Consider the following 17,136-nt stretch of genomic DNA (forward strand, 5'->3'; position numbering starts at 1 on the left):
TTCCCTCGCCCAGCAAGCGCCTACACCTCGGACGGGGCCAGAGTCGTCCAGTAGAGGATTGTCGTGCCATCTGGTGTCCACGATGGGAGGCCGTCGAAGTTGGGGTCATCGGTGAGTTGGACACGGTCGGTCCCATTTGCGGCCATGCTGAATATGTCGCTGCCGCCGGCTTCATCGAGGGCTGCAAAGGCGATGCGGGTTCCGTCCGGTGACCAGCGCGGGAAAAAGCCCAGACCGAGGTCGGAGACCGTGCCAGTGTCCAGATCGAGCAACCCGATGCGGCCGGCGGCGGTAATGCTGTCAAAGACGATCTGGCGACCGTCGGGGGACCAGATCGGGTTGGTAGTGGGTGCCTCGCGCAACTGGCGGAGGTTCGACCCGTCCCGATCGATCACCCACAGCTCCCCGGGGTGACCCCAACCTCTGATGTCGCCGTGTCCCCAGATGAACGCGATCCTGGTCCCATCGGTTGACCAGGCGGGGGCGTGCGCGTATCCGTCGAGGTCGGTTAGCTGGGTCAGTGCGGATCCATCGGCGTTGATCAGGTACAGGTCGCTTTGTCCAGGTTCGCCTCGAACGAACGCCAGCATCGTCCCGTCAGGAGACCACGACGGCATCGCATCGGGCACCGCGTCGCGGGTGACTCGACGAATATCGGTTCCGTTGCGACTGATGGTGTACAGGTCCCAGTAGTCCAGATAGAGCTCGGTGTACGCCAGTCGCTCGGCGCCCGGTGAGAACGGCCCGGCAGTGTTGGCGGGCCAGCCGGGAACCGGCGACGGCGGCGTGGAACCGTCGGCGGCAACGGTTGCCAACGTGAACACCGACGACTGACATTCGGTGGGTTCTGTAGGCGGGGCTTGACCGTGGACGGCTTGGAGCAGTAACTCGTAGAACAGTGCACGCATCGGGACCCTCGCACCACCGATCTCGGTCGTGTCATGGGTGATGACGGCCACCAGATCGAGATCGTCGACGATCATCATGTCCTGTCCCCCGTACCCGGAGGCAATCCAGACCTCATGCCCCCCGATGTCATAACCCCACCAGAGGTACCCGTAGCGCATGGGGATGGGCGGATACTGCACGCAGCCCAAATCCCACCGTGGCGACAGGGATTGGTCGAGCCACGATGACGAGACGATTTGATCGCCGCCGAGAGCGCCCTCATCGAGGACGAGCTGACCGAACCGGGCGATCTCCCGGGGGGTCATGAACATGTCGAAGCCTCCCGAGAGGTAGCCGCCGGGCTCGACATGCCACCCCTCGACGTCGATTCCCAAGGGTCCTAGCAACCGGTCGGCCGCGTACTGGCATAGGGACATCCCGGTCGCCTCGGTGAGCATCGCAGCCAGTACCTGAGTCAACCCGGTGTTGTAAGCGAACTCTGTGCCCGGTGCGACGACACGTGGGCTTGCCAACACTGCCCGCACCAAGGAGGGTTCCCCGGGCACCGTGCTGGGCTGCCACTCGTAGTTGGTGTCCGGTTCCGGTACCTCCAACCCGCCTGCCATCGTCAAGAGATCGCGAACGGTCAGTTCTCCGTGGTTCACGACCAGGTTCGGCGGCAGGACGTCGCCGACCTGCGCATCTAGGGTGAGATGACCTTCGTCGATCGCGATACCAGTGACCACCGACAGGATGGACTTCGAGAGCGAATGGACGTTGTTGGCGTCCGTGGCATCGAAGCCGTTGAAGTAGCGCTCGAATACCAGCTTGCCGTTGCGTACGACCAGCAGGCTGGCGGTCATCGGTGACAACGCCACCTCTTCTGCCGCCTGCTCGAGCACGGCCGAGTCCAGACCGACCGTACCCGGATCGGCGGTCGGCCAATCGAGCGGGCTGGGGTCGGTGAGCGTCCGGTTGACCGCGTGGAAGGGATCGTCGAGGTTGGGTTGGAATGAGTCGCACTCCTCGCCGAATGCGGACTTGGCCCCGCTGCACGCCGCCATCAACGCGGCAACTAGGAGGACGGACGAGACGGCGAGGGGCCAGGGAAGCTGGGGCGCTCGGACATTGCGGAGAGCACTCATTCGGGATCGGGCGAATGGTACGTGGTTGCGTTCGTCCGACCTCACCCGATCGACGGCTGAGGTCTCTCAACCGGGCGTGGTGATCACCCAGGGTTGGCGACGGCCATCGACGCGAGCATTCCTTGCTCGTAGTGGTCGACGATCGTGCCGTCGAGGAGTTGAACCACGATCCGGCACGACACTTCGTAACCGCCGGGTTCGAGGTCGAGAGGCAACTCGACCGCGCTCCCCGGAGCGATCGTCTCGGTGGCGGCGACTGCGCTCCCATCGGCGCGGGCGACGACCAGAGTGTGCGAGAACTCGCCGGCGTTTTCGACGGTCAAGACGATCGGTCCGGTCTGGACCACTGGAGCGGACACCTCGATCGAATACTCGTCGAGCACGATCACCGCGGAGTCCACCGGCGTCGATCCGCACCCTGCGAGGATCATCGTGGTGAACGCCAGGGCCGGGATTCTCCTCATGCGGCTGCCGCCTCGCGGGCGAGTGCCACTCCGACGGCCATCGTCGTGCCATCAGGCCCGGACTTGACGGCGATCGACGCGCCGATCGCCTCCGCGATCAACCGGGCGAGGTACAGCCCCAGGCCGGTCCCCGGGCTGTCGCTGCGCTTCTCGAACTTCTCGAAGATGCGGGGGAGGAACTCCTGGTCGATGCCGGGGCCGTCATCTCGAACCGCAACCCACATGGCGGCGTTCGAAGGGGTGCCGACGATCAGATCCGGCTCGAATGGCAGCGCCTCGAGGAAGTCGACCGCCACAGTCTTGGCTCCGTGGGTGCGGGCGTTCTCGGTGAGCGATGCGACCAGTGCGACCAGGCCCTCGGGGTCGGTCATGACATCGGCGGCCGCCGGCGCCACCAGCGTTCCGGTCTGGGTGGCCGGGCGGAGGAGTTCGACCAGAGTCGCTGCCTCGATTCGGCGGAGGCTGTAGCCGAGCCCCTGGTTCTCGATTCGGGCGACGGTCAGCATGCGGTCGATGAGACCGCGGAGCTTGTCACCCTCGCGCACCATGTCGGCCAGGAGTTCGCCCCGATCGGCGGCAGGCATCTCGGGATGTGTGGCCAGCAGCTCGGCGCTGGTCACCACCCCTGTCAACGGTGTATTCAATTCGTGGTTGATCATCAGCACGAACTCGGAACGAATTCGGTTCTTTTCCTCGGCCAGCGCCAGGGCGCGTTCGGCCGCCGACCGGGCCTCGTCGAGTTCCTTGTTGTGCGTGGCCAGTTCACGGGCACGAGCCTGGAGGCCGAAAGACTCCTCGATCGACCGCCGAACGCGGCGATGGGCGCCGGCCCTACCGGCCGCGAGCACCAGGGTCATCACCCCGAAGAACACGGCGACTCCGGCGAGTTGCAGGGTCTCCGGGTGGATTCCACGCGGAATTGCCCTGCGCTCGACCAGCCTCTGGAGGTCGTAGAACAGCACGGCGATTCGCCCGTCATCGAGGGGTCGCATCACCTGGTACAGCACGGCGTCCGCCGGCCACTCCTCGATGCCGTCGATCATCACCGGCAGGCCGATCGGGGCGGCGAGGGCCCGCAATGGCATCGGACTGCCCGCAAAGAAGGGCGATTCGAGGTGCGATCCGACGAGGTTGCGCGAGCTCGAAGCGATGAACGTCAGGTTGTCGTCGAGCAGCGACACCGCCTCGATCCGCAGGGTGTTCCGAGCCTCCCGCACTGCCTGCGACGGGTCGAGGGCCCCGGTGAGGAAATCGGCCGCCATCGCGGCGTCATGGGTGAACAGCTCGCCCTCGCCGACGGGGCGGGTGAGGTCTGCCTGATGGCGGACGGCGACGATCGCCGCAGTGGCGGCAATCAATGCCGTCAGGGCCGCGCTGGCCAGCCAGAGACGGCTGACGCGTTGGTGGCGGTCGAAGATCAGAGAACTCCTGGGGTCGTCTGATCAATTTCGACCGAAAACGCCGCTCCCTTGAGGATTCCGGCCCCTGGCTATTGGTTGACGGTGTATCTCCGCCCACAGCTGCCGCAGGTGACCGGCTTTCCTGCCGTCCCCTCGATGGCGGCCCCACAGAAGGGGCAGTTCTTAAACTGATCGCCTGGCCGCCCCCCGCCCCCCCGATACAGCACCGGCACCGCCAGTACCGACGCCGACAGCAGCACCACCACGATGGCGAACATTCTCCAATATCCGCCGTCCCCGCCGACCTCGGTCCAAATGGGAAGCAGGATCATTGCCGCCACCGCGGCGATCAAGAGGTTTGCGGCCATCCCGACCCAGGCGGAACCGCCCTGCAGCCTCCAACCCGACAGCAAGCAGGCAAGGGCAGCGGCGCCGGCAACCACGTAGGCGCTCCCGGCGACCTTCCCGAGAGTGAGCGAGTCGAGATCGGCCCAGATGAAGATGGTGACCGCGACGAATCCCACGGCGGCGGCAGCCATTCCCAGGTGAGGGACGAATCCCAGTCGTCCCTTCGAAAGGGCGGGGGCGCACGCCATCGCCAGGATCGCCGAGGCCGTAGCGATCAGCGAGGTGCCGAGAATGCGGCCTTCGACGTCCCCGATGTCGCCACCCAGCAGGACGAAGATGGCGAATGCGGCGTTGGCGACGATCAGCCCGATGACAATGCGAGTGAAGAGCGATTTCATGTGCACATCTTCGCATGAGTACCGCGGCATCGTTCCCGGGCCCTCGCGGGTGGGTCGGACCTAAGATGCCACCGGCGTACGAGGAATATGACTTGACCGATCCAGTGGTCGTCGCGCTGGCGCGCGGCGGCATCGTCGGCATTACCACTACTGGTCGGACGTCGGGCCGTCCCCACACCGTCGACGTGACGCTTCACAACGTCGATCGGAATTTGGTAATCGCCGGGCGCCCGGGCACGCGGGACTGGTACGCCAATGTCCAGGCCGATCCGCACTTCACGATTCAGTTGAGGGGTGCAGTGGAGGCCGACATCGAGGCGACCGCCGTGCCGGTCACCGATTGGTCGGCGCGTCGCTCCTTGATGGAGCGCGTGATGATCAAGGGATTCGGCTTCTCGCCCCAGCGCACCCAACGCGAACTCCACTTCTGGGTCACTCGCTCACCGCTCGTCCTGGTCAATGCCGACTGGCCGGGGTGGGTGAACAACCCGAACTAGCGGGTCGCGACGGAACCGACAGAGCCGTCGGTACGCTCCAACCGCATGATCGGATTCTTCGACTCCGGCGTTGGCGGTCTCGCAGTTCTCCGCGAGGTGACGATGCTGCTGCCCTCCGCCGACATCGTGTATCTGGCCGACCAAGGCAACGCCCCGTACGGCCAGCGGTCCATCGCCCAGGTACGGGAGTTCTCCGAGCAGGCCACCGAACGGCTCGTCGACCGGGGTGCCGACACCGTGGTGATCGCCTGCAACACCGCTTCGGCGGCGGCGCTCCAGCACCTACGGGATCAGCACTCCGAGATTCCCTTCGTCGGCATGGAGCCAGCGGTGAAGCCCGCGGTGGCCGCAACTCGATCGGGTGTGGTGGGGGTGCTCGCGACCCCGACCACCTTCGCCGCCTCGGTCTTGGGGGACTTGGTGGGCCGGTTCTCTGAGGGGATCAAAGTGATCGCCCACCCGTGCCCCGGGTGGGCGGAAGCGGTGGAGGACGGCTGGGACGGCTCGGGCCCTGAGATCGCGGCCCACCTCGCCCCGTTGATCGACCAGGGAGTCGACACGCTGGTGATCGCTTGCACCCACTACTCCTTCCTCGCCGGCGCCATATCAGCGGCTGCTCCTGGCGTCACGGTGATCGATCCCGCCGGCGCGGTCGCCCGGCAGGTGGTTCGTGTCGCCGGCGACTCCCCCGGTTCTGGCGACGCCACCTACCTCACCACCGGTGATCCAGCCCGCTTCGCCTCCCAGGTGGAACGCCTGCTGGGCGCGACGATCGACGTGACCGCGGTCGCCTGACAGCCCGGGGCACAATGCTCCGGTGCTGGAACGCATCCGATCCGAGATCGCCGCGCACGGACCGCTGCCATTCGACCACTTCATGACGCTTGCCCTTTACGACCCCGACGGGGGTTACTTCGCCGCGTCGACGACCCTGCGGTCCTCCGAGGAGGGCGACTTCCTCACCAGCCCGGAGGTGAGCCCCTTGTTCGGAGGCACCGTCGCTCACTTTGTGGCATCCGAGGTGGAGCGGGTCGGGCCGCTCACTCTGGTCGAGGCCGGGGCGGGTTCGGGCGCCCTGCTCCGCGCCGTGCTCGAGGAGTTGGCCGAGGCGCCTGCGGCCGTGTTTGCCGTGGAGGTGTCGGCGGCCGCCACCGAACGCCTCGGTGGCTCGGTGCCGGAGGCCATTGTCGTCGCCGACCTGGCCCAGGTCCCTCGAGGGGGCGCGGCCGTGGTCATCGCCAACGAGTTGATCGACAATCTGCCCGCAGCGGTGGCAGTGCGACGGGGAGCAGGTTGGACCGAGCAAGTCATCGACCTCGAAGACGCCGGTCTGATGACGAAGGAGGTGCCGGCGCGCCGCGAGGTCGCTTCCTGGGCCGACGCGTTCGCGGGACCGGTGGTCGAGGGTGACCTGGTGGAGGTGCAAGTCGTCGCCGGCGAATGGATTACGACCGCATTGGGGCGGTTCGATGTCGGTTCGGTGGTGGTGTTCGACTACGGCGAGACGGCAGACGGGTTGAGCCACCGGCGAGCCCAGGGCACCGTGAGGACCTACCGGTCACATCATCTCGGCCCGGATCCGTTGCTCACACCCGGTGAGACGGACATCACCATGGACGTGAACTTCACCGCCCTGGCGGCGGCGGCCGAATCCGCCGGAGCCACGGTCACCGTCGAGCGGCAAGACGACTTCCTGACTCGGTGGGGCCTGCGCGACACACTGCGAGGGCTGCGCGAAGCCGAGCTGGATGCCGCCCGCACAGGCCGAACCATGGAGCGGCTGACCCTGCGCAGCCAGCTCACCGGAGCAGAAGCACTGCTGCATCCGAGGGGTCTCGGTGATTTCAGAGTGCTGGTAGCGAGTAAATGAATCGCTACCCGCTACCGGCTACCGGCAAGAATCAGAAATCAAGAACGCGTCGGGCCTCCCGGAATCTCTCCGAACCCCCCGCCGTTACTCTTCTCACGATGCGTAACAACTTCAAGACGATGGTTCTGATGGCGGGGCTCGGGGCTCTCTTTGTCCTGGTCGGTCAGTTGCTCGGGGGTACCAGTGGCGCGATCACGGCTCTGGTGATCGCCGGGCTCATCAACTTCGGGATGTACTTTTTCTCGCACAAGATCGCCCTCGCTTCGGCGAAGGCCAAGCCGGCGGAGGAGAAGGATCTACCCAACGTCTACTCGATCGTGCGTTCGCTGGCTCAGCGCGAGAACATGCCGATGCCCAAGATCTATCTGATCGACTCACCGCAGCCCAATGCATTCGCCACGGGCCGCAACCCGAAGAACGCTGCGGTCGCGGTCACCTCGGGGATCTTGACCCTGATGGACCACTCCGAGCTCGAAGGCGTGCTGGCCCACGAGCTGTCGCACGTCAAGAACCGCGACATCCTCATCTCGACGATCGCCGCGACCGTGGCCGTCGCCTTATCGTTCCTGACGAGGATCGCTTTTTGGACCGGCGGCGATCGTCGTCGCAACGACCCCATCTCCGGGGTGATCATGATCGCGTCGCTCATCCTTGCTCCGCTGGCGGCCATGGTCATCCAGATGGCGATCAGCCGGTCGCGCGAGTACCAGGCCGATCGGAGCGGGGCGGAGATCACCGGGTCTCCACTCAATCTGGCGCGTGCCCTGGAGAAGCTCGAGGCCGGTACGGCCAAGATCCCCATGCAGGTGAACCCTTCCACCGCCCAGCTGTTTATCGCCGATCCGTTGAAGGCCTTCGGGCGGAGCGGCTCGACCGGCGGCCTGGCCCGGATGTTCTCGACTCACCCCCCGATTACCGAGCGCGTTCGGCGGCTCACCGACATGGCCCAAAGCGGGATCATTCGGTAACTGCCGAGCAAACGAGATAAGTGAGAGGGGGCCGGGTGAATCCCGGCCCCCTCTTCTACCCCACGGTTCACTCCTCGCAGCTACTCGCCTCCCGCCTGACTGGCCGGAGCCGGAGCCGGAGCAGGGGCCGGCAAGGGCGACCCCGAGTCACCCTTGCCATTCAGCATCCAGAACGCCCCGGTCGTCACTGCGCCGGCTACTCCGAACCAGAGCAGCACTTCGTTGGCACCGATCCCGTCGTGGACGAGTGTGATCAACTGGAAGATCACCACGATCATCCCGACTGACCCGACCGCGGCCAACACCGAGGTACCCCACTGCCGGGCACCCCAGAGGTAGGCGAGAACGAGACCGAGTGAGAGGACGAGCCATCCATCCGCGGTCGAGAACAGCGCGATCGAGAACAGCATCGCGTACACCGCGCCGATGAAGAACGCCGCATTTCGCGGGCCTACTCCGCCGGTGCGGGCGAGCCAGATCCATGTCAGCCCGAGGCCGACACTTGCCAGGAACGAGATCCAACTGCCGAGGTCGGGCGATGCCCCGAGTGCGGCCGTCAGCACCAGGTCGCTCACCTCGGTGGGTTCCTCCACCTGGACGAGCACGAGGATCGCGGAGAGGACCCTCGTCGCCACTGCGAACAGCGCAAGCAACGTCGGCACCGATCGCAGCCTGCCGTATCCGATCAGGGCCACGACCGCTGAAGGGATCACCACCACGAGCGGGGTGAAGTCACCGATGTCCAGGTCGAGCATGAGCAGTCCCGTCGCGACGGTTGCCAGCGACCAACCCAGAAGCATCAGGAACCCCGAGCTGCGGCGGACGGCGCCGGCCCGGTCGGCGAATCGGTAACCGGTACCGAACACGATCGCGGCGCCGAGCAGGGCGACCCCACCGCCTTGCAGGTGGTCGTAGTCGCCGGTGAGGAGCGCGAACGTCGGGTCGTCGGGAAACATCACCTTGACGACTGCCGCGAATGTGGCGATGAAGAGGGCGATGGCTCCGATGTAACCGAGCATTTCGGCGGTCCTCGGCCCACCCGGCTTGTCGGGAGGCGCATCGCCGTGAAGGCGCTCCGCCTGCTCGAAAGAGATGACCCCCCGGTCGACCAAGCGGTCCCTGTCAGTCATGATCTCCCCTGGTAGGTGGCGGGGCACAGCCTATCGGCCGCGCCCCCAGACCTTCGACGCTGGCCGTTCAGGTGAGGCCGCCTCGGGAAGGTTCGGATCGATCGACGTGTTGCGACACCGGGCAGGAGGTGCTCGAGCCTGGCACTATCCTCCGCGCCTTCCGGGGGGCTGCCCGAGCGGCCAAAGGGAGCAGACTGTAAATCTGCCGGCTAACGCCTACGGAGGTTCAAATCCTTCGCCCCCCACGGCGGCCTTCGTTCGCCGCCTTACCGGCGGCGAACTTGCCCCCTGCTGCTCAGCGGCCGCTGGGCGCTGAGCATTGACTATCCTGCCGACGCCTACGCGCCCCCTTAGCTCAGCGGTAGAGCACTTCCATGGTAAGGAAGGGGTCCCCGGTTCGATCCCGGGAGGGGGCTCAGGCGGCGACGGTATTGTGCTGTCGCCGAGGCGGCGTAGCTCAGAGGTAGAGCACCCGGCTCATAATCGGGTAGTCGGTGGTTCGAGTCCACCCGCCGCTACGCACCCGGCAACGTCGGATCGACACAACGAGGAGATCGGAACCCATGGGTAAGGAGAAGTTTGAGCGGTCGAAGCCGCATGTGAATGTGGGGACGATGGGTCATATTGATCATGGGAAGACGACGTTGACTGCTGCGATCACGAAGGTGTTGGCGGAGTCGGGGGTGGGTGGGTCGAATCGGTTTACGGCGTTTGATGAGATTGATAAGGCGCCGGAGGAGCGTGAGCGGGGTATCACGATTGCGATTGCGCATGTGGAGTATGAGACGGCGAATCGTCATTATGCGCATGTGGATATGCCGGGTCATGCGGATTATGTGAAGAACATGATTACGGGTGCGGCGCAGGTGGATGGTGCGATTCTGGTGGTGTCGGCGGCGGATGGTCCGATGCCGCAGACTCGGGAGCATGTGTTGTTGGCTCGGCAGGTGGGGGTGCCGTTCATTGTGGTGTTCTTGAACAAGGTGGACATGGTCGATGATCCCGAGCTTCTTGATCTGGTGGAGTTGGAGGTGCGGGATTTGTTGACGGAGTATGAGTATCCGGGTGATGAGGTGCCGGTGGTGCGGGGTTCGGCGTTGAAGGCGTTGGAGGGTGATGGGGAGGCTGCGGGTCAGGTGATGGAGTTGATGGCGGCGGTGGATTCGTATATCCCGGAGCCGGAGCGGGATGTGGATAAGCCGTTCCAGATGCCGATCGAGGACGTGTTTTCGATTACGGGTCGGGGGACGGTGGTGACTGGTCGGGTGGAGCAGGGGATTTTGCGGGTGGGGGCGGAGGCGGAGATTGTGGGGATCCGGGCGACGCAGAAGACGACGGTGACTGGGGTTGAGATGTTCCGCAAGTTGTTGGATGAGGCGCGGGCTGGCGACAACGTGGGGCTTCTCCTGCGGGGGATTGGTAAGGAGGATGTGGAGCGGGGTCAGGTGGTGTGTGCGCCTGGGTCGATTACTCCTCATACCGATTTCTCGGCGCAGGTGTATGTGTTGACGAAGGAGGAGGGGGGGCGTCATAACCCGTTCTTCTCGGGGTATCGGCCGCAGTTCTATTTCCGGACGACGGATATCACTGGTTCGATCACGTTGCCGGAGGGGACGCAGATGGTGATGCCGGGTGACAACACGGAGATGACGGTGGAGTTGATCCACGCGATCGCGATGGAAGATGGTTTGCGGTTCGCGATCCGTGAGGGTGGCCGCACCGTCGGCGCCGGCCGCGTCGTCAAGATCATCAAGTAACCCAGCCACAGCCACAGCCCCAGCAAGACAAGAACAGAGAAGAGTTTTCTAGATGCCTAGTGACAAGCGGCCTCCGATCACGCTCGCGTGCGAGTCGTGCAAACGCCGCAACTACGTGACGAACAAGAACAAGACGAATACGCGCGATCGGCTCGAGCTGAAGAAGTTCTGCCGCTGGTGCCGCGAGCACACGGCTCACAAAGAGACCCGGTAGTGGGCCGGGCGACCTGATGGTCGGCGCCCTCCCGCCACCCGGTACTCGCCATTCGTCGCCAGCCGAGGTCCGCCGATGAGCCACCTCGCCGGCCTGGTCGGCCATTCCTACGGGCCGTTCACGGTTGAGGTGACCGCCGATCGGGTGGCCGAGTTCGCCGACGCCACCGGTGACGACGCCGCCAGGTGGGTGGAGCATGCGCCTCCGCTGTTCGCCAATGTCGCCCTGTTCGCGGCGGCTCCAGCGTTTCTCGAAGACCCGGCGGTGGTGCCGTTCACTACGTCGTTGATTCACTCCGAGCAGTCGTTCGAGTGGCATCGCAGCCTGCAGGTTGGTGAGCGGCTTCGAATAGTGGGCAAGGTCGAGGGGGCCAAGGCCCGGTCGGGGCTGAACCTCGTCACGTTCGGCCTGCAAGCCGAATCGGATGCCGGCGAGTGGCTCGACGGGAGGGCAGTGTTCGTGATGGCCGACGCGGCCGCGGGCGCCCTCCCCGAGCAACCCGAGCCCGCGGTCGGGGAACGACCGGCGACCGACCCGCCCGCACCGTCGAGGCCACTGCCGATTGAAGGGGAGCCGATCGTCCCGCTGAACGCGGGCGCATCCCGCCTCGACCTGGTGCACTATGCCGCAGCCACCCGCGACTGGAATCCGATTCATTGGGATCACGATTCGGCCCGCGCCGCCGGTTTGTCAGGGACGATCGTCCATGGCCTGCTCATGGCGGCATGGATGGGCCGGGCCGCGGCTCGTTACTCGCCGAACGCCCACTCGCTGGCGGCGATGAGCGTGCGGTTTCGTAAGCCGTTGCGACCGGCCGAGCCGGCGACGGTCACCGGCACCGTCGGCGCAATCGCTGCTGACGGAGCCGATATCGATCTGGTCCTCGAATCCGGGGGAGACCGGCTGGTGACGGGCCGCGCCCGGGTAACGCGATGACCGGGGGCGGGGTCCAACGCGACGAGGCCGAGCTCATCGAGGCCGCCCGGGGTGGTGACTCGGATGCATTCGGAGAACTCGTCTGGAGGTATCGAAACAGCGTGTACACGCTTGCCGTCAGGCTCGTCGGTCCCGACCTCGCCCCCGATGTGACCCAGGAGGCGCTGATTCGCGCCTGGCGTGCCATGCCGCGGTTTCGGGGCGACGCCGCACTGGGAACCTGGCTGCATCGGATCACAGTCAATACGGCGTGGACCCTTCGCAAACGAGCCAACCGGCACGAGGTGCAGCAGCTCGACGAGATGCTGATCGACCCTGCCACCGGCCCGGAGCGAGCGGGGGAGCTGGCGGAGGTGAGAGCGGAACTCGGTTCGGCGATCAACCAGTTGAGCCCCGGTCAGCGAGCGGTGCTCGTGTTGCGGGACGTCTATGGGTGGAGCCACGCCGAGGTCGGGCGCGAGCTCGGCATCACCCAGACCACTGCGAAGGTGAGGTTGCATCGGGCGCGCAAGCGGGTTCGGTCGATCCTCGAGGGGTCGGAATGAGCGCTCTCATCTGTCGACTGGTTTCGACGGTCCCGCCTGACACGCCTCTGAATCGAGTATTGGAAGCCCACCGCGAACAGTGCCTCCGATGCCAGGCCGATGTCGCCCGTTCGACCGGCATGTCCCGCGACCTCTCCTCGATCGGGCATGAGACCCTCGTTGCCCCCGAGGGGCTGGCCACGACCGTGATGTCGCGGCTTCCCTTCCAGGATGGCTCGGATCCACGACGACCCCTGGTGGTCCGCCTCGCAGTCCGCTACTCGGTCGCCGCAGCGATAGCCGTAGCAACGGCAGCAGCCCTGATTGCCCACGCCCTCGCAAAGCGAGAGCACTGAGTTCTCTCGGCTCCGGCTACAGCCACAGCCACAGCCAGACCGAGCCCCCCCACCAATCTGCTTCTGACTCTGGCCGTGGCTGTGGCCGGTTGGCTCACGGCCATGGTTGGAGGCCCTCCCAAAGTGTGCAGTGAGGGTTTCCCGGCCTACAATGCCCGCCGTTCGCCTCCTAGGCTCGCGCGCGGGATCGAACACCCCAAAGGGGCGTAGCTCAATTTGGCAGAGCACTGGTCTCCAAAACCAGCGGTTGGGGGTTCGAGTCCCTCCGCCCCTGCTGGATGCCCCAACAACAAGAGGACGGACCACCGGTGGCTGCGGCCTGTGATCCGGACCGAGAGGTAACGACATGAACCGCGAGTTGCGGCGGCTACAGGAGATGGAAGAGAAGCGGGCGAAGGATCGTCGCGCTCAGGCGATGACGCAACGGCGTCGTAAGGAGCGCGTCGGCTTCCGCCAGTTCGTATCCGAGGTCCGTACCGAACTTCGTCGGGTGGCCTGGCCGGGAAGGCGCGAGACCATCACCTTCACCGTGGTCACTCTCATCACTGCAGGGTTCGTCACCCTCTACACCCTCGGGCTCGACCTCACGCTCAAGCGCGGCATCCTGGCGCTTCTGGAGTTGCGGTGAACGACGAAACCCTTGACGACCTGACTGCAACACCGGACCCGGCCGACGATGCCGCCGATTCCCCGGGGGACGCGCTCGACCGCGCCCGTGAGCTCTTGGGTACGTCGATCGCCACCGAGGAGCGCCCCGAGGAGCCCGAGGCCGAGGTGTCGGCGGAGGAGGAGCCGGTTGGTTCCGCCCCCGGCGAGGGGGCCGAAGGCGGGGCCGAACCGGTGCGTCCGCCCTCGAGCCCGTTCGACCTGCCGGGATCGTGGTTCGTGATCCACTCGTACAGCGGCTACGAGAACAAGGTCAAGGCCAACCTCACCACCCGCATCACCTCGATGCACATGGAGGACGCCATCTTCGACGTCGTCATTCCGATGGAGGATGTCGTCGAGATCAAGAGTGGGCGGAAGGTGACCGTGGCCCGCAAGCAGTTCCCGGGTTATTTGCTGGTGCGCATGTACCTCGACGACGACTCATGGGGCGTGGTCCGCAACACTCCCGGCGTCACCGGATTCGTCGGATCGGGTACCAAGCCGACTCCGCTGTCGCGGCGCGAGGTCGAACGGATCCTCGGCGTCCGCAAGGACGAGGAGAAGAAGGCACCCAGGTTCAAGCCGGATTGGGAAGTGGGCGAGACGGTTCGGGTCACCGAAGGCCCGTTCGCCGATTTCAACGGCGTCATCGAAGACATCAACCTCGACCAGTCGAAGGTCAGGGTTCTCGTCGACATCTTCGGCCGGGAGACCCCGGTCGAGCTCAACTTCGAGCAGATTCAGAAGTTCTAGGAAGGAACTGACCAATGGGCCGCAAGAAAGTCGCCGCGATGCTCAAGCTGCAGATTCCCGCCGGGCAGGCAACCCCTGCACCTCCGGTGGGTCCGGCGCTGGGCCAGCACGGCGTGAACATCATGGACTTCGTCAAGGCTTACAACGCGGCCACCGAGAGTCAGTCCGGGACGATCGTCCCGGTCGAGATCACTATCTACGACGACCGGTCATTCACCTTCGTGACGAAGACGCCACCGGCATCGGTGATGCTCCGCCAGGCAGCGCGCATCGAGAAGGGTTCGGCGGTACCGCACACCGAGAAGGTGGGCACGGTCACTCGTGCCCAGGTGAAGCAGATCGCCGAGACCAAGATGGTCGACCTCAACGCCAACGACGTCGAGGCCGCGATGAAGATCATCGAGGGAACCGCACGATCGATGGGTTTGAAGGTCGAAGGCTGAGCGCCCCTAGGCGCCTGGCTACCGACCAAGTGACTACCGACTGACAGATGTGGGAGGCGCGTGAGCGCCGTTTGCACCGCAAGGAGATGATCGACATGGGCAAGAAGCGCGACGACGCCATCAAGCGGCTCGATCGAGAGAAGCTGCACTCCCCCGTAGAGGCCCTGGATTTAGTGAAGGCGACGGCCACCGCCGGCTTCGACGAGACCGTCGAAGCCGCTTTCAACCTCGGCATCGACGCCCGGCAGGCCGATCAGGCCGTTCGCGGCACGATCTCACTCCCTCATGGCACCGGCAAGTCGGTGCGGGTGCTCGTCTTTGCAGAAGGTGACCAAGCGCGTGCCGCGCAAGAGGCCGGGGCCTATGTCGTGGGAGGTAACGAGCTCGCCGCCGCGGTCGAGTCGGGCGCCCAGCCCGCCGATTGGGACGTGACCATCGCCGCGCCGTCGATGATGGCGGCGGTGGGGAAGCTGGGCCGGGTGCTGGGCCCGCGCGGCCTGATGCCGAACCCGAAGGCGGGGACCGTCACCGAGGACATTGGTAAGGCGGTCAACGAGTTCCGCACTGGTCGGGTCGAGTATCGCAATGACAAATTTGGCAATGTCCATGTGCCCATCGGGAAGGTGTCGTTCGACGCAGACCAGCTGCGGGCGAACCTCGCCGCGGCCATCGACGAGTTGATGAGGGTGAAGCCGGCTTCGGCGAAGGGCCGTTACATCCGCAAGCTCGCCGTCGCCTCGACGATGGGCCCCGGCGTCAAGGTGGACGTCGGAGCATTGGACACCCTGGACGAGTAGCCCGCAGCCGGCGCTTCTCCCGCCGAGGCGGGAAGAAATGCGGGAGCACCGGGGCCTTCGTCGGCACTGGGACCTGCGGCCGGCCAGGGTTGCCGCATTCCCCCTCTTCTCAGACGGGCCGGGGTAGGGATCCAAGCCTGCGTCTCCGAGTTGCCGGTGCGGGGCGGTGGTGGTCGGCCCCGCCAGCGCCGGTGCTCCCGCTGCCTAAGTGTCTCCCCCCTCGGCGGCGGTGTCCAATGACGTTTTTCGCGGACTGGCGTCGGGCGAGCTCTCTTTTGTTCAACCCCGCCGGTGTCGCTACGCTCCCGCTCGACAATCAAGAGCCGACCCGAGACCGTTGGTCCCCGCTGGGGATAAGGCCATGAGGCCGCCAACGTAGGTGGGCGAGAGAGGTTTCTGCCGCTCCCGCGCATGTCTCGCGTCGGGAGTTTTTCCGTTTCAGGGGAGCGATCCCCATAACAAGGAGAACGGCCATGCCACGACCAGAAAAGGTCCAGGCGGTTGCCGACATCAAAGAGCGTCTCGAGGGTTCGTCGGCCGTCTTCATGGCGGAATTCGCCGGCCTCTCGGTGAAGGAGCAGCGGGCTCTGCGTCGTGCCCTGAGCGACGCCGATGGTGACTTCAAGGTCTACAAGATGACCCTCGCCCGAATTGCCGCCACCGAGATGGGACGCGACGAGATACTCGAGATGCTCGTCGGTCCGACGGGTCTGACTTTTGCCAGGGGCGACGCGGCGGCGACCGCGAAGGTGCTGCGCGACTTCTCCAAGGACCATGCCAGGCTGATCATCAAGGGCGCTCTGCTGGGCACCGAGGTCCTCACGCCGGAGCGGGTTGCCGCTCTCGCCGATCTCGAACCGCGCGATGTGCTGCTGGCGAAGATCGCCGGCGCATTGCAGGCGCCGATGGCGGCGATGGCCGGCCTGATGGCGGCGATGCCGCGCAACCTCGCCTCGATGATCAAGCAGTTGATCGACAAGTCCCCGGCTCCAACAGCCGAACCGGCTGCTTCGGCAGGCGAAGAGGAGTCTGCAGCCGAGGCTGTCGTCACCGGCGACGACGCCCCCGCTGAGGCAACCACCACTGACGACGATGCGGCCGCCGCGGCCGAGGTAATCACCGAAGATGAAACGGCCATAAAGGCCGAGGAGGAATAGACCAATGGCAACCAAGCTCAGCCACGACGACCTGCTCGAGGTCTTCGCGAACATGTCCGTGCTCGAGCTCTCCGAGTTCCTCAAGGAGTTCGAGGAGAAGTTCGATGTGACGGCCGCCGCCCCGATGGCGATGGCGATGGCGGGAGGCGGCGGTGGCGCTGCCGCGGTCGTCGAGGAGCAGGACGAGTTCGACGTCATCCTCACCGGTGCCGGCGACAAGAAGATCCAGGTGATCAAGGAAGTCCGCAGCCTCACCAGCCTCGGGCTCAAGGAGGCGAAGGCTCTCGTCGACGAGGCGCCCAAGCCCGTTCTCGAGCACGTCTCCAAGGAAGACGCCGAGAAGGCGAAGGCCATCCTGGAAGGCGCCGGAGCCACCGTCGAGATCAAGTAGAAGAGGTCGGCCGCCCTTCGGGCGGCCTCCCGCGATGGTTCGGCCGGCCAAA

General features: G+C 65.5%; 20 protein-coding genes and 4 tRNA genes. 19 read left to right on the forward strand and 5 right to left on the reverse strand.

The genetic code is table 11. The features are described from left to right. Positions 1-20 precede the first annotated feature (20 nt). From WD184_04985 to WD184_05000, 4 genes are all read right to left on the reverse strand, one after another. Positions 21-2,033, reverse strand: a complete 2,013-nt coding sequence (locus WD184_04985; GenBank protein ID MEX0826089.1) for a serine hydrolase — start codon at positions 2,031-2,033, stop codon at positions 21-23. A gap of 83 nt (positions 2,034-2,116) precedes the next feature. Continuing rightward, a complete protein-coding gene (locus tag WD184_04990) occupies positions 2,117-2,497 on the reverse strand; it encodes a hypothetical protein (protein ID MEX0826090.1) in 381 nt (126 codons plus the stop codon). Beyond that, positions 2,494-3,855 (reverse strand): HAMP domain-containing sensor histidine kinase, encoded by a 1,362-nt coding sequence (locus WD184_04995; protein MEX0826091.1) that lies wholly within the window; start codon positions 3,853-3,855, stop codon positions 2,494-2,496. Before WD184_04995 ends, WD184_04990 begins: the two co-directional genes overlap by 4 nt. A 131-nt stretch (positions 3,856-3,986) precedes the next feature. Further along, a complete protein-coding gene (locus tag WD184_05000; GenBank protein ID MEX0826092.1) occupies positions 3,987-4,643 on the reverse strand; it encodes a hypothetical protein in 657 nt (218 codons plus the stop codon). A 92-nt stretch (positions 4,644-4,735) separates the two neighbouring features. Between WD184_05000 and WD184_05005 the strand changes: the two genes are divergently transcribed. From WD184_05005 to WD184_05020, 4 genes are all read left to right on the forward strand, one after another. Further along, entirely contained in the window at positions 4,736-5,140 is a 405-nt protein-coding gene (locus WD184_05005) for a nitroreductase/quinone reductase family protein (GenBank protein ID MEX0826093.1), read from the forward strand. A 45-nt stretch (positions 5,141-5,185) separates the two neighbouring features. Further along, positions 5,186-5,935, forward strand: coding sequence for a glutamate racemase (murI, locus tag WD184_05010; GenBank protein ID MEX0826094.1), 750 nt, complete (start codon positions 5,186-5,188; stop codon positions 5,933-5,935). Positions 5,936-5,957: 22 nt separating this feature from the next. Further along, positions 5,958-7,010 (forward strand): SAM-dependent methyltransferase, encoded by a 1,053-nt coding sequence (locus WD184_05015; protein ID MEX0826095.1) that lies wholly within the window; start codon positions 5,958-5,960, stop codon positions 7,008-7,010. A gap of 98 nt (positions 7,011-7,108) precedes the next feature. After that, positions 7,109-7,978 carry a zinc metalloprotease HtpX gene (locus tag WD184_05020; protein ID MEX0826096.1) on the forward strand — a complete coding sequence of 290 codons (870 nt, stop codon included), beginning with the start codon at positions 7,109-7,111 and terminating at the stop codon, positions 7,976-7,978. An 80-nt stretch (positions 7,979-8,058) separates the two neighbouring features. On the opposite strand, the gene WD184_05025 is transcribed toward WD184_05020, so the two are convergent. Then, a complete protein-coding gene (locus tag WD184_05025) occupies positions 8,059-9,108 on the reverse strand; it encodes a hypothetical protein (protein ID MEX0826097.1) in 1,050 nt (349 codons plus the stop codon). A 162-nt stretch (positions 9,109-9,270) separates the two neighbouring features. Between WD184_05025 and WD184_05030 the strand changes: the two genes are divergently transcribed. The 15 genes from WD184_05030 (at position 9,271) to rplL (ending at position 17,084) form a co-directional block, all read left to right on the forward strand. Next, positions 9,271-9,353 (forward strand) — tRNA-Tyr (locus tag WD184_05030). Between the two features lie 99 nt (positions 9,354-9,452). Continuing rightward, positions 9,453-9,524, forward strand: a tRNA-Thr gene (locus WD184_05035). Positions 9,525-9,554: 30 nt separating this feature from the next. Next, positions 9,555-9,626: transfer RNA gene (locus tag WD184_05040), tRNA-Met, on the forward strand. A 45-nt stretch (positions 9,627-9,671) separates the two neighbouring features. Then, complete coding sequence (gene tuf / locus WD184_05045; protein MEX0826098.1) at positions 9,672-10,865, forward strand: elongation factor Tu; 1,194 nt, start codon at positions 9,672-9,674, stop codon at positions 10,863-10,865. A gap of 52 nt (positions 10,866-10,917) precedes the next feature. Then, complete coding sequence (rpmG, locus tag WD184_05050) at positions 10,918-11,079, forward strand: 50S ribosomal protein L33 (GenBank protein MEX0826099.1); 162 nt, start codon at positions 10,918-10,920, stop codon at positions 11,077-11,079. A 75-nt stretch (positions 11,080-11,154) separates the two neighbouring features. Beyond that, on the forward strand, positions 11,155-12,015 hold the full coding sequence (locus tag WD184_05055) for a MaoC/PaaZ C-terminal domain-containing protein (GenBank protein MEX0826100.1): 861 nt from the start codon (positions 11,155-11,157) through the stop codon (positions 12,013-12,015). Further along, positions 12,012-12,560 carry a sigma-70 family RNA polymerase sigma factor gene (locus WD184_05060; GenBank protein ID MEX0826101.1) on the forward strand — a complete coding sequence of 183 codons (549 nt, stop codon included), beginning with the start codon at positions 12,012-12,014 and terminating at the stop codon, positions 12,558-12,560. The genes WD184_05055 and WD184_05060 overlap by 4 nt, the downstream gene beginning before the upstream one ends. Next, on the forward strand, positions 12,557-12,895 hold the full coding sequence (locus WD184_05065) for a hypothetical protein (protein ID MEX0826102.1): 339 nt from the start codon (positions 12,557-12,559) through the stop codon (positions 12,893-12,895). The genes WD184_05060 and WD184_05065 overlap by 4 nt, the downstream gene beginning before the upstream one ends. Positions 12,896-13,095: 200 nt before the next feature. After that, a tRNA-Trp gene (locus WD184_05070) sits at positions 13,096-13,169 on the forward strand. A 72-nt stretch (positions 13,170-13,241) separates the two neighbouring features. Continuing rightward, the gene (gene secE / locus WD184_05075; GenBank protein MEX0826103.1) at positions 13,242-13,523 is read left to right on the forward strand and encodes a preprotein translocase subunit SecE; all 282 of its coding nucleotides are present in this window, start codon (positions 13,242-13,244) and stop codon (positions 13,521-13,523) included. Next, a complete protein-coding gene (gene nusG, locus WD184_05080; protein ID MEX0826104.1) occupies positions 13,520-14,296 on the forward strand; it encodes a transcription termination/antitermination protein NusG in 777 nt (258 codons plus the stop codon). Before secE ends, nusG begins: the two co-directional genes overlap by 4 nt. Positions 14,297-14,310: 14 nt before the next feature. Beyond that, positions 14,311-14,739: a 50S ribosomal protein L11 gene (rplK, locus tag WD184_05085; protein MEX0826105.1), complete on the forward strand. Its 429-nt coding sequence runs from the start codon at positions 14,311-14,313 to the stop codon at positions 14,737-14,739. Between the two features lie 86 nt (positions 14,740-14,825). Next, the gene (gene rplA, locus WD184_05090) at positions 14,826-15,536 is read left to right on the forward strand and encodes a 50S ribosomal protein L1 (protein MEX0826106.1); all 711 of its coding nucleotides are present in this window, start codon (positions 14,826-14,828) and stop codon (positions 15,534-15,536) included. Between the two features lie 473 nt (positions 15,537-16,009). Next, on the forward strand, positions 16,010-16,693 hold the full coding sequence (gene rplJ, locus WD184_05095; GenBank protein MEX0826107.1) for a 50S ribosomal protein L10: 684 nt from the start codon (positions 16,010-16,012) through the stop codon (positions 16,691-16,693). A gap of 4 nt (positions 16,694-16,697) precedes the next feature. After that, complete coding sequence (gene rplL, locus WD184_05100) at positions 16,698-17,084, forward strand: 50S ribosomal protein L7/L12 (GenBank protein MEX0826108.1); 387 nt, start codon at positions 16,698-16,700, stop codon at positions 17,082-17,084. Positions 17,085-17,136 lie beyond the last annotated feature (52 nt).

The sequence above is a fragment of the Acidimicrobiia bacterium genome, from assembly GCA_040878325.1.
Lineage (GTDB): Bacteria > Actinomycetota > Acidimicrobiia > Spongiisociales > UBA11373 > JAUYIV01.